General features: G+C 65.2%; 12 protein-coding genes. 4 read left to right on the top strand and 8 right to left on the bottom strand.

Features of this window, described 5'->3' with window-relative positions:
• Window positions 1–164: 164 nt before the first annotated feature.
• Together QCM77_RS44615 and QCM77_RS44610 are read right to left on the bottom strand one after the other, a co-directional pair.
• Window positions 165–893: an SIMPL domain-containing protein gene (locus QCM77_RS44615; protein ID WP_280096981.1), complete on the bottom strand. Its 729-nt coding sequence runs from the start codon at window positions 891–893 to the stop codon at window positions 165–167.
• 5 nt (window positions 894–898) lie between these two features.
• A complete protein-coding gene (locus tag QCM77_RS44610; RefSeq protein ID WP_279667538.1) occupies window positions 899–1,666 on the bottom strand; it encodes a GyrI-like domain-containing protein in 768 nt (255 codons plus the stop codon).
• A gap of 221 nt (window positions 1,667–1,887) precedes the next feature.
• Between QCM77_RS44610 and dapF the strand changes: the two genes are divergently transcribed.
• Both dapF and mtaB read left to right on the top strand, forming a co-directional pair.
• Entirely contained in the window at window positions 1,888–2,763 is an 876-nt protein-coding gene (dapF, locus tag QCM77_RS44605; RefSeq protein ID WP_280096980.1) for a diaminopimelate epimerase, read from the top strand.
• Window positions 2,763–4,016, top strand: a complete 1,254-nt coding sequence (gene mtaB, locus QCM77_RS44600; protein WP_280096979.1) for a tRNA (N(6)-L-threonylcarbamoyladenosine(37)-C(2))-methylthiotransferase MtaB — start codon at window positions 2,763–2,765, stop codon at window positions 4,014–4,016. Before dapF ends, mtaB begins: the two co-directional genes overlap by 1 nt.
• Before the next feature lie 191 nt (window positions 4,017–4,207).
• Here mtaB and QCM77_RS44595 read toward each other — a convergent pair whose 3' ends face one another.
• The gene (locus QCM77_RS44595) at window positions 4,208–5,317 is read right to left on the bottom strand and encodes a DUF2336 domain-containing protein (RefSeq protein ID WP_280096978.1); all 1,110 of its coding nucleotides are present in this window, start codon (window positions 5,315–5,317) and stop codon (window positions 4,208–4,210) included.
• Between the two features lie 215 nt (window positions 5,318–5,532).
• On the bottom strand, window positions 5,533–6,234 hold the full coding sequence (locus QCM77_RS44590; RefSeq protein WP_279667542.1) for an RluA family pseudouridine synthase: 702 nt from the start codon (window positions 6,232–6,234) through the stop codon (window positions 5,533–5,535).
• Window positions 6,235–6,294: 60 nt separating this feature from the next.
• On the opposite strand from QCM77_RS44590, the gene ftsY reads away from it, so the two are divergent.
• On the top strand, window positions 6,295–7,242 hold the full coding sequence (gene ftsY / locus QCM77_RS44585) for a signal recognition particle-docking protein FtsY (RefSeq protein ID WP_279667543.1): 948 nt from the start codon (window positions 6,295–6,297) through the stop codon (window positions 7,240–7,242).
• A 144-nt stretch (window positions 7,243–7,386) separates the two neighbouring features.
• Window positions 7,387–7,989: a septation protein A gene (locus QCM77_RS44580; RefSeq protein WP_279667544.1), complete on the top strand. Its 603-nt coding sequence runs from the start codon at window positions 7,387–7,389 to the stop codon at window positions 7,987–7,989.
• Between the two features lie 243 nt (window positions 7,990–8,232).
• On the opposite strand, the gene QCM77_RS44575 is transcribed toward QCM77_RS44580, so the two are convergent.
• The 4 genes from QCM77_RS44575 to ccmB form a co-directional block, all read right to left on the bottom strand.
• A complete protein-coding gene (locus tag QCM77_RS44575; RefSeq protein ID WP_279667545.1) occupies window positions 8,233–8,826 on the bottom strand; it encodes a DsbE family thiol:disulfide interchange protein in 594 nt (197 codons plus the stop codon).
• Window positions 8,827–8,836: 10 nt separating this feature from the next.
• Window positions 8,837–9,022 carry a heme exporter protein CcmD gene (gene ccmD, locus QCM77_RS44570; protein ID WP_279690986.1) on the bottom strand — a complete coding sequence of 62 codons (186 nt, stop codon included), beginning with the start codon at window positions 9,020–9,022 and terminating at the stop codon, window positions 8,837–8,839.
• Window positions 9,019–9,810: a heme ABC transporter permease gene (locus tag QCM77_RS44565; RefSeq protein ID WP_279690987.1), complete on the bottom strand. Its 792-nt coding sequence runs from the start codon at window positions 9,808–9,810 to the stop codon at window positions 9,019–9,021. Before QCM77_RS44565 ends, ccmD begins: the two co-directional genes overlap by 4 nt.
• Window positions 9,811–9,901: 91 nt before the next feature.
• Window positions 9,902–10,570, bottom strand: coding sequence for a heme exporter protein CcmB (gene ccmB, locus QCM77_RS44560; RefSeq protein WP_280096977.1), 669 nt, complete (start codon window positions 10,568–10,570; stop codon window positions 9,902–9,904).
• Window positions 10,571–10,877: the final 307 nt, after the last annotated feature.

Below are 10,877 nucleotides of genomic sequence, written 5' to 3'. Positions count from 1 at the left end.
TCTTCTGCAAGCTCAAGGAATTCAAACGTATCCCGTTGCGCGCAGATAAGACCGATCAAAGCTTCGCAGCCATGATCCATCTGGCCGCAGCCGTGATAAACTCCCGATGAATCCCAACAGACCCTAGGCCGGGACGACAATGGAGTCTGTAGCGGCAGCTGTCCCTACTGCTCTTTGGCCTTGATCGCCCAGCTCACATTCACCGTCACCGACAGCGTCTCCACGCCCGGCGCGACCGCAGCGGTTGCTCTGGCCATCGGTTCAGCCATGCGCGTCTTGAACAGCGGCACCGGCCCGCCGCCTTCGGAAACGCTGAGCGGCGCGCCGAGAGTGACCCCGGTGGCCTTGGCGTAGATCTCCGCTTTGCGGCGGGCGTCAGCGACAGCCTTCTCGCGGGCATCGTCAAGCAATTTCGAGGCCTGCGTCACCTCGAAGAAGATGTTGCCGATATCGTTGGCGCCAGCGCTGACCAGCGTGTCGATGATGCCGGCCACCTTGGTTACATCGCGGATCTTCACCGTGACGCGGTTGGAGGCGCGGAAGCCCACCACGGGCGAGGCGCCGGTGGATTTGTTCTGGCCGTATTGCGGCTGCAGCGACAGCCGCGAGGTCTGATAATCCTTCTCGTCAATGCCTGCGCCCTTCAACGCCAGCAGCACCTTGCCCATCGCGGCGTTGTTGGCGTCGGAGGCTTCCTTCGCCGACTTGGCGTCGTTGGCTACTCCGGCATCGATCTGTGCAAGGTCCGGTGCGGCGGAAATCGTCGCTTCGCCGTTCACTGAAATCGCAGACGGAAAATCGTCGGCGAGCGCGGGCGTTGCCAGCAGCGTGGCGGCGAAAGCGGCGGCAAGGGAAGTAAGAAGGGAGGTAAAAAGAACGGCAAGCTTGTTCATCGGTCTCACTTCAGTGGCACGAACACATTGATCACGAGCTTGTCCTCGGCCGTCTTCAGGGGATCGGTGAGGTATTCCTCGATAAAAGTGTCCTTGGCTTCCAGCTTCTTGTCGTCGAGGTGATTGGTGATCGCCTCGTAGGTGTTGTCCATGTTGTCGTAGGAGCCGCGATGGACGAATTTCAGCGCCTTGCCTTCCGGCGATTTGCCGACGCTCATGTCCTTGGGCAGGTTCTTCGGGTCCTGCTCGACCGGGATCTCGGCAAGGAAGGTGAAGCCGGTATCGTCGGTCGAGGTGTAGACGATCATCGAATTGCCGGCGTGCTTGATGCCCTGCTTGTCCAGCAGCGCGTTCAGCGCCTTGAAGGCGTCGATCAGCGTGTCGAAGGCCGAGTCCCAATTGGCGGTGCCCTTGACCATCACGACCTTCCTGGGCTCGAGCGTGGTCTCCTGGCCGAAGGGATCGGCGGTCTGCACGGGAGCCGGCGTTGCGGCGGCAGCGGGTGGCGGGGCGGCAGGGCTCGGTGAGGCACTGGCTGCGGGCGAGGGCGACGTTGCAGGGCTTGGCGAGGCGCTGGCCGCCGGCGAGGGCGTTGCCATGGGTGCGGGCGAGGCACTTGCCGCGGGGGCGGGCGAAACCGACGGGGCCGGCGAGGGGCTCGCCGATGCGGCCGGCGCCGGGCTCGGCGTTTGGGCCAGCGTGGCGGACAGACCATACGACAAGGCCGCTGCCGGGATCAGCGCGGCCAAAGCGAAACGACGAAACCTGAACATTCTTATTCTCCCCAAAACCTTACGCACCAAGGCCTTAACCCACCAAGGCCTTAACCCGGCCGCGCGTCCCGGTTTGCGCGAATTGCGCCGTTCTAACACGCGAGCGCCGAATTCGTCCCATGACAGATGCGTCATGGCAGACGTCCTGGCTCTCGGCGGCAAATCACTGGCCAAGAGCGCCAAGGATCGCCATATAAGGCAGGCGAAATTCGGGAATTTTCATGAGCGCGCTGGCCAACCACGCATTTGCCAAGATGAATGGCATCGGCAACGAGATCGTCGTTGTCGACATGCGCGATTCCACCTCAAAGGTCACCCCGGACGATGCCCGCGCGGTGGCATCGGCTCAAGGCGGCGTGCCCTACGACCAGCTCATGGTGCTGCAGAAGCCGCGCTTCGACGGTACCGAAGCTTTCATCAGCATCTACAACAGTGACGGCTCCGAGGCGGGCGCCTGCGGCAACGGCATGCGCTGCGTGGTGCGGCGCGTGTTCGAGAAGACCGGCCAGACCACGGCGACGTTCGAGACCCGTGCCGGTCTGCTCAATTGCTGGCAGGGCCCGACGCCCGATCTCTATACCGTGGACATGGGTGCGCCGAAGTTCGGCTGGCAGGACATTCCGCTCGACCAGGAATTCCGCGACACCCGCTACATCGAATTGCAGATCGGCCCGATCGACAATCCGATCCTGCATTCGCCCTCGGTGGTGAGCATGGGCAATCCGCATGCGATCTTCTGGGTCGATGACGTCAACGCCTACGATCTCGAGCGTTTCGGTCCGCTGCTGGAAAACCATCCGATCTTCCCCGAGCGCGCCAATATCACGCTCGCCCACATCGTCGATCGCGACCAGATCACGATCCGCACCTGGGAGCGCGGCGCCGGCCTGACCAGGGCCTGCGGCTCGGCGGCCTGCGCCACGGCAGTCGCGGCGGCGCGGCTGAAGCGCGCTGAGCGCAATGTCGAGATCACGCTGCCCGGCGGCAAGCTCGCGATCGAATGGCGCGAGCGCGACGATCACGTGCTGATGACGGGCACGGCGACCTTCGAATACGAGGGCAGTTTCGATCCGGCGCTGTTCGCGCCGGTCGGGTAATGACCGTCGACATCGTCACCTTCGGCTGCCGCCTCAATGCCTTCGAGGCCGAGGTGATCCGTCGCGAGGCCGAGGGCGCGGGGCTCTCCGACACCATCGTCATCAACAGCTGCGCCGTCACCAACGAAGCAGTGGCGCAGGCGCGCCAGTCGATCCGCAAATTGAGGCGCGAACGGCCGGGAGCGCGCATCGTCGTGACCGGCTGTGCCGCGCAGACGCAAAGCGGCATGTTTGCCGACATGGCCGAGGTCGATCGCGTCGTCGGCAATGACGACAAGATGCGGTCGTCCGCATGGCGCGAGGCGCGTGCGGCGTTCGATCTCGGTGCCAGCGAGAAGGTCGCTGTCAGCGACATCATGGCGGTCAAAGCGATGGCGCCGCATCTCATCGACGGCTTTGCGAGCGGCCTGCCGCGCGTGTTCGTGCAGGTGCAGAACGGCTGCGACCATCGCTGCACCTTCTGCATCATTCCGTTCGGGCGCGGCAATTCGCGCTCGGTGCCGATGGGCGCCGTGGTCGATCAGGTGCGGGCATTGGTCGCGCGCGGCCATGCCGAGATCGTGCTGACCGGCGTCGACCTCACCAGTTACGGCACTGACCTGCCGGGCGCGCCGAAACTCGGCATGCTGACGAAGCAGATTTTGCGGCATGTGCCGGAGCTGAGGCGCCTGCGCATCTCTTCGATCGATTCGATCGAGGCAGACAATGATCTGTTGGATGCCATCGCCGACGATTCGCGGCTGATGCCGCATCTGCACCTGTCGCTGCAGTCCGGCGACGACATGATTTTGAAGCGCATGAAGCGGCGGCACACGCGCGGCGACGCGATCGCGTTCTGCGACCAGGTCCGCCGCCTGCGCGCGGATATCGCGCTGGGTGCCGACATCATTGCGGGTTTTCCGACCGAGACCGAGGAGATGTTCTCGCGGTCGCTCGATCTGGTCGAGGAGTGCGGCCTCACCTTCCTGCACGTCTTCCCATACTCGCCCCGTCCCGGCACGCCGGCTGCGCGGATGCCGCAGGTCGCGGGCGGTGCGATCAAGCAGCGCGCGAAGCGGCTACGTGCGGCTGGCGAAGCGGCATTGCGCCACCGGCTGCAAGCCGAGATCGGCGCGACCCGCGATGTGCTGATCGAGAGCGAGAGCCATGGGCGAACGGAGCATTACCTGCCGGTGGCGATTGCGGGCGAGCGCGTGGGCAGTGTTGTGCCGCTGCGGATCGCCGGTCGTGATGGCGCGCGGCTGACGATTTAGCTCTTGAGGCGCTGAACTTGCTCCAACGTCGTCCTGGCGAAAGCCAGGACCCATTACCCCAGGGAGAAGTTGTTGCACGCGACCGCTAACCACCAGTCTTCGCCAAACTGAATTCGGTGGTTATGGGTCCTGGCCTTCGCCAGGACGACAGCGGAATATTTGGCGCGCAGCGTCCCCTAAGCTAACGCGCCCTACGACGCCCGCACCTGCCAGAACCGCAGTGTCCGCCGCGCATTTTCCGGCGTCATGCGCGCGTAATGGCCTTGAGTCCTTGCGCTATCGGCCGGCTTCATCGCGCCCGTCGCAAAACGGCTGTCGAGCACGGCGGCCGTGGTTTCCCAGCTGAGCTGCGCCGCCTTGCACGGCACCAGCAGGCCGTCGTCGCGCAGGCTCTGCATCAGCGGGCGAATCACCTCGACTGTCGATCCGGACAACGCCGCCAGGGCCGCGACGGTCTCCTCATAGCGCCGCTGCGTGGCGAAGCCGAGCAGCGTCGCCTCGCTGAGCTGGCCGGCCGCCTTGAGGTTTGCAATCGCCCGTTTGGCGCCTTCGAAGTCGCGGACACCCGACATCTCGCGCTCGACACCGACGGTGACGGCGGCGATCGCGGTCTGGATCTCCTCAAACAGATGCGGCGGCGCGCGCGACAACAGGCGGGTACGCACGGCATCCGTCGCCGAGCGCAGCAATTGACGGCGCAGGTCTGACGGCAAATCGACGCGGACGCCGACGCTGACAGCGAGCTCGGGATCAGCCTCGGCCTGTCCGACGATGACGGCAAATCCATTGCCCGAAACGCGCGCGCCGGGATTGGCGGCGAGCCGCCGGCTGACGCTGGGATAGCGCCGCGCCAGCAGCGCATCGGTGACGATCTCCTTCAGCCACCAGCGCCCGGCGACTGCGAGCAGATGCGGCTCGCCCTTGCTCGAGGCGATCTGCACCAGCTCGCCATCGTCGAGCCGCGCGGATTCCTGGAGCACGGGACCGGCGATGCGGATTTCGTCATTGTTGGCGAGGCGGCGGATGACCGATGGCGGCGCCTGCGCGATCGGCGCGAGCTGCGCGCTGATCTCGGCGAGCGCAACGCGCGCGCCCATGTCGGCGATGGCGCGGAGCTCGATGGTGCCGATCAGGCGCTCGAGCACGTCGTCGAACAGCGCGATCTGCTCGTCGTCAAAACTGCCGGCGGAGGACAGGAACAGGTCCGTGACGCGGCGGGCGGTTTCCAGGCCCTTTTCCGCTGAGCCCGTCCGAAGCGCGGACTCGACCTCGTCGATAATCGATAACTCGGCCGTGGACATGACGCGCAGCTCGTCCTGAGCAGATTGACGGAAGCTTGTTCTAAGCAACCGTTATCATGAGGGACGAGCACTGAACGTTTCGTAAACCATCGAGCGATGACCCTCATCCTGAGGAGCCCGCGAAGCGGGCGTCTCGAAGGATGGCCGCGAAATCCGGGCCTGTATGGTTCGAGACGGCCGCTACGCGGCCTCCTCACCATGAGGGACCGACAGCACTATTCTCCGTTCCACCCGCAGGCGCGGAGCCGCTCGTGCATGTGGGGCGGCGCCGGCGCCACCACGCGGACCGGCTCCTTGTTCCGGGAGATCGGCACCACGATCTCGCGAGAATGCAGGTGCAGCTTCGGCTCACCGAAGCGAGGGCCGTTGCCGTAGATGTTATCGCCGAAGATCGGCCATCCGGTCGCGGCCGAATGCACCCGCAATTGATGGGTCCGCCCGGTCACCGGTTCCATGGCGAGCCAGGTCAGGCCGTCGCTCCGGCCCATCACCTTCCAGTTGGTGACCGCCTTCTGGCCCTCCGGGTCCGGTTTCTGCCACCAGCCGCGTTCGGCATTGAGCCGGCCGAGCGGCATATCGATGGTGCCTTCGTCCTCGGCGGGGCCGCCCTCGACCAGGGTCCAGTAGGTCTTGCCGATCTTGCCATGCTTGAACAGCAGGCCGAGCGAGGCGGTGGCCTTGCGATGGCGGCCGAGCACGAGGCAGCCGGAGGTGTCCTTGTCGAGCCGGTGGGCCAGCACCGGCGGCCGCGGCAGGCCGAAACAGAGCGCGTCGAAGGAGCTTTCCAGATTGGCGCCGCCCTTGGGGCCGCGATGCACCGGCAGGCCGGCCGGCTTGTCGATGATCAGCATCAATCCGTCGCGATGGAGCACGCGCGCCAGGATTTCGTCCGCGGTCAATTCGGGAACATCGAGCAATTGCAGGACTTTCGGTCAAGACTTTCGTTTGGGAGCCGGAACGGCTAACACACCGCCACCATGAACGATACCACCCCCGAGACCCCCAAGCTGAGCTGGTGGCGCCGCCTGTCCGACGGGCTGAAGCGCACCTCGTCCTCGCTCGGGACTGCCGTCGCCGACCTCGTCACCAAGCGCAAGCTCGACCGCGCCATGCTCGACGACATCGAGGACGTGCTGCTGCGCGCCGATCTCGGCACCTCGGTCGCGGTGCGGATTGCGGATGCGGTTGGCACGGGGCGCTATGACAAGGCGATCTCGGCGGATGAAGTGAAAGACGTCGTCGCGACCGAGGTCGAGAAGGTGCTGGTGCCGGTGGCGAAGCCGCTCGAGATCGACGCCGGCAGGAAGCCATTCGTCATCCTCGTGGTCGGCGTCAACGGCTCCGGCAAGACCACGACCATCGGAAAACTCTCGCAAAAATTCGCCTCCGAAGGCCGCAAGGTGATGCTGGCCGCCGGCGACACGTTTCGCGCAGCAGCGATCGAGCAGCTCAAGGTTTGGGGCGAACGCACCAGGACGCCCGTCATCGCCGGTGCGCAAGGCTCGGATTCGGCGAGCCTCGCCTTCAACGCGCTGACGGCGGCAAAGGAGCAGGCCATCGACGTGCTCCTGATCGACACCGCCGGGCGGCTTCAGAACAAGGCCGAGCTGATGAACGAGCTCGAAAAGGTCGTGCGTGTCATCCGCAAGGTGGATGCGAGCGCGCCGCATGCGGTGCTGCTTGTGCTCGACGCCACCGTCGGCCAGAACGCGCTGTCGCAGGTCGAGGCCTTCCACCGCACCGCAGGGGTCACCGGCCTCGTGATGACGAAGCTCGACGGCACCGCCCGCGGCGGCATTCTGGTGGCGCTCGCGGAGAAATTCAAACTGCCGGTGCATTTCATCGGCGTCGGCGAAGGCGTCGACGATCTCGCGCCGTTCACCGCGCGTGATTTCGCCCGCGCGATTGCCGGAATCGAATCGTAGGTTTCTTCGTCATGCTCCGCGCAGGCGGGGCATCCAGTACGCCGCGCCGCTGGTTGTAGATCACAGGCGCCTCGGAATACTGGATCCCCCGCCCAGTGCGCAATTGCGCACAAGGCGGGGGATGACAACAACAAAGGTCAGGTAATGGACAAGACCCAGCCGCATCCGCTGTTCAAGCTTGCGACCGAACTCGGTCCGCTGCTTGTGTTCTTCTTCGTGAATGCGAAGTTCAATCTGTTCGCCGCGACCGGCGCCTTCATGGTCGCGATCGTCGCGGCGATGATCGCCTCCTATGTGGTGACGCGCCACATCCCGATCATGGCGATCGTGACAGGCGTGATCGTGCTGGTGTTCGGCACGCTGACGCTGGTGCTGCACGACGAGACCTTCATCAAGCTCAAGCCGACCATCATCTACGCCCTGTTCGCCGCGATCCTCGGCGGCGGCCTGTTGTTCGGCCGCTCCTTCATCGCGATCATGTTCGACCAGATGTTCAATTTGACGCCGCAGGGCTGGCGCATCCTCACGCTGCGCTGGGCGCTGTTCTTCGCCGGCATGGCGGTGTTGAACGAGATCGTCTGGCGCTCCCAGAGCACGGACTTCTGGGTCAACTTCAAGGTGTTCGGCGTCACCCCGCTGACCATGGTCTTCGCCATCGCCCAGATGCCGCTGACCAAGCGTTATCACCTCGAGCCGGCGTCGCTGGAGGCGAGCGAAGCCGAGGCGGGGGACGTGAGGAAGGGGTGAGCTCTTTCAGCTCGCCACCCACTCAACTGTCATCGCCCGCGAAGGCGGGCGATCCAGTATTCCAGAGACAGCAGTGAGATGCGGAGAGGCCGCGGCGTACTGGATGCCCCGCCTGCCGCCTTCGCTAAAGCTTCGGCGCCCCTGGACCTGAACCCCGGCGAAGCCTTGGCGTAGCCGGGTCGCGGGGCATGACAGCGGTGTGCGAGGCCGACTCCTTTGCTCCGCTCGCAATGACGGTCTTGGCTAGGATCCCGCCTTCAATGCCTTCTCCATCTGCGGCAACAGCACCGTCCGCAGATTCTCCGGCGTGATCGGTCCCACCAGCTTGTAGACAATGGTGCCTTCGCGGCCGACGACGAAGGTCTCCGGCACGCCATAGACGCCCCATTCGATCGAGGCGCGGCCGTTGGCATCGACGCCGACGCGGCCGAACGGGTTGCCGTAGCGCCCGAGAAAGCGCCGCGCATTGTCGGCGGCGTCCTTGTAGTTGATGCCGACGAGCTGGAAGCGCTTGTCTTTTGCCAATTCGGTCAGCAGCGGCGCCTCATCGTGGCACGGCACGCACCAGGACGCCCAGACATTGACGAGGCTGACCTTGCCCTTGAACGCAGCGGGATCGAGGCCAGGGATCTGCGCGTTGTCAGCCTGCAATCCCTCGAGCGGTGGCAGTGTGGTTTGCGGCGCGGGACGTCCGATCAGCGCGGAAGGGATCCGCGAGGGATCGCCGCTGCCGAGCCGGAACCAGAACAGCAGGGCAAGGCCGATGAAGGCGATCAGCGGCAGCACCATCAGGAAGGTGCGGCGCTGCGGCGGGGCGGAGGTCGGTTGATCGCTCATGATCGACGTCTCATGATCGATCCGTCGCGCTGCGGCCGGAGCGGCGGGTAATGCCGCTGCGGTCGAGCTCGCGCAGGCGCAGTGTCTGGCTGCGATAATCGAGTACGATCCAGCCGATCAGGATCACGACCACGAGGGCGGCGGCGGCATAGGATGTCAGGATGAAGGACGCGTAGGGACCAAGCGACATCGTCATGCAGCCCCAATTTCTTTTGACGCGTTTTCTTCACGCGAACCGGTGCCCACTTCACTTGAAAACGCGACACGGCTCGCCTGCATCATCTGCAGGGAGCGGACACGGCGGCGCAAAATCTCGTTGCGCATTGCGGCCAAATGCAGCGTGACGAACAGCAGCGTGAACGCAATCGCCATCACCAGCAGCGGAATCAGGAACGATCTGTCGAGCGACGAGCCGCCCATCCGCATCACCGAGGCCGGCTGGTGCAGCGTATTCCACCAATCGACCGAGAATTTGATGATGGGCAGGTTGATCGCACCGACAAGCGTCAGCACGGCCGCGGCGCGCGCCGCGCGGGAGGGATCGTCGACCGCGCGCCACAGCGCCATCAGGCCGAGATACATCAGGAACAGGATCAGAACCGAGGTCAGCCGCGCGTCCCATTCCCAATAGGTGCCCCACATCGGCCGGCCCCATAGCGAGCCCGTCAGCAGCGCAAGGAAGGTGAAGGCGGCGCCGATCGGGGCTGCAGCTTTGGCGGCGACGTCGGCGAGCGGATGCCGCCACACCAGCGTGCCCAGCGAGGCGAGGCTCATCACGCCCCACACGAACATCGACAGCCAGGCATTGGGCACGTGGATGAACATGATCTTCACCGTCGCACCCTGCTGGTAGTCGTCGGGGGCGTAGGCCGATTGGTAGAGCCCGATCGCGAGCAGGATGATTGTCGCGGCCGCAAGCCATGGCAACAGCCGCCCCGTCAGTGCGAGGAACCGTGTGGGGTTGGCGAGGTCGATCAGCGTCATGTTACCCTGATAATCACAGGTAAGCGCTCAGGCAATCAGCACGAAAGTCCCGGGCGGAAATTGATCGGGGTCAAGGTCAGTCGAGCCCATCTCAGTCCAGTCCATGCTTCAGGCTCGCGGCGGCCGCGAAGGGACCGACCACGAGGCTGACCAGCGACAGCGCGCACAGGATCGAGAACGGCGCGCCGAACGACATGGGACCGACGATCACGGCCTGCGAGGCTGCGACCCCGAAAATCAGCACGGGAATCGACAGCGGCAGCACCAGTACCGCCATCAACAGCCCGCCCCGGTGCAGCGTCACCGCCAGCGCCGCGCCGATCATGCCGGTAAACGTCAGTGCCGGGGTGCCGGCGAGCAGCGTCAGCGCCACAGCGCCGGTCGCGACCATGTCGAGGTTGAGCAGCAGGCCGAGCACGGGGGTTGCGACAATCAGCGGCAGGCCGGCGGCCAGCCAATGCGCCAGCGCCTTCGCCGCGCAGGCGAGTTCCAGCGGGGTCCGGCTCATGGTGATCAGGTCGAGCGAGCCGTCCTCGTGGTCGGCCATGAACAGCCGGTCCAGCGTGAGCAGGCTCGCCAAGAGCGCGCCGAGCCACAGGATCGCCGGCCCGAGCCGCGACAGCAGTGCCAGATCCGGCCCGACCGCAAACGGCATCAGCACCACGACGGTCAGGAAGAACAGTACGCCAATCAACGCCCCGCCGCCGACGCGGAGCGCGATCCGGATGTCCCGGCGAACGAGGGCGGACAGGGCGGTCATGGGGTGGCTCCATCAAGCCCCGAGGGCGGTGCGCTCCCTCCCCCGCTTGCGGGGGAGGGTCGGGGAGAGGGTGTCTCGACAACGAAGGCTCCCCCAGAGGAGAGAACCCTCACCCGGCGCCATAGCCGATGCAAAGCATCGGCGTTTTCCAAGAACGGCGCCCGACGGCCGCCTATGCCGACCTCTCCCGCAAGCGAGGGCTTTGCGCAATGTCTTGTGCGGGAGTGAAGTTCGATTTCGGGCTTTTTTGAACGACCTCAGGCGCCGGGCGCGAAGTGGGCAGGTCCGTTTTCGCGGCCGATGGGGG

The sequence above is a fragment of the Bradyrhizobium nivariense genome, from assembly GCF_029846695.2.
In the GTDB taxonomy this organism is placed as follows: domain Bacteria; phylum Pseudomonadota; class Alphaproteobacteria; order Rhizobiales; family Xanthobacteraceae; genus Bradyrhizobium.
The sequence above is the reverse complement of the archived record's forward strand: the minus strand, read 5'-3'. Positions and strand labels throughout refer to the sequence as shown.

What these genes read in the sequence shown, in the direction of transcription:
- QCM77_RS44575 (WP_279667545.1), bottom strand. Translation starts at nt 8,826, where the DNA reads ATGAGCGATCAACCGACCTCCGCCCCGCCGCAGCGCCGCACCTTCCTG.
- dapF (WP_280096980.1), top strand. Translation starts at nt 1,888, where the DNA reads ATGAGCGCGCTGGCCAACCACGCATTTGCCAAGATGAATGGCATCGGC.
- QCM77_RS44610 (WP_279667538.1), bottom strand. Translation starts at nt 1,666, where the DNA reads ATGTTCAGGTTTCGTCGTTTCGCTTTGGCCGCGCTGATCCCGGCAGCG.
- QCM77_RS44580 (WP_279667544.1), top strand. Translation starts at nt 7,387, where the DNA reads ATGGACAAGACCCAGCCGCATCCGCTGTTCAAGCTTGCGACCGAACTC.
- QCM77_RS44565 (WP_279690987.1), bottom strand. Translation starts at nt 9,810, where the DNA reads ATGACGCTGATCGACCTCGCCAACCCCACACGGTTCCTCGCACTGACG.
- ftsY (WP_279667543.1), top strand. Translation starts at nt 6,295, where the DNA reads ATGAACGATACCACCCCCGAGACCCCCAAGCTGAGCTGGTGGCGCCGC.
- QCM77_RS44595 (WP_280096978.1), bottom strand. Translation starts at nt 5,317, where the DNA reads ATGTCCACGGCCGAGTTATCGATTATCGACGAGGTCGAGTCCGCGCTT.
- ccmB (WP_280096977.1), bottom strand. Translation starts at nt 10,570, where the DNA reads ATGACCGCCCTGTCCGCCCTCGTTCGCCGGGACATCCGGATCGCGCTC.
- QCM77_RS44615 (WP_280096981.1), bottom strand. Translation starts at nt 893, where the DNA reads ATGAACAAGCTTGCCGTTCTTTTTACCTCCCTTCTTACTTCCCTTGCC.
- ccmD (WP_279690986.1), bottom strand. Translation starts at nt 9,022, where the DNA reads ATGACGATGTCGCTTGGTCCCTACGCGTCCTTCATCCTGACATCCTAT.
- mtaB (WP_280096979.1), top strand. Translation starts at nt 2,763, where the DNA reads ATGACCGTCGACATCGTCACCTTCGGCTGCCGCCTCAATGCCTTCGAG.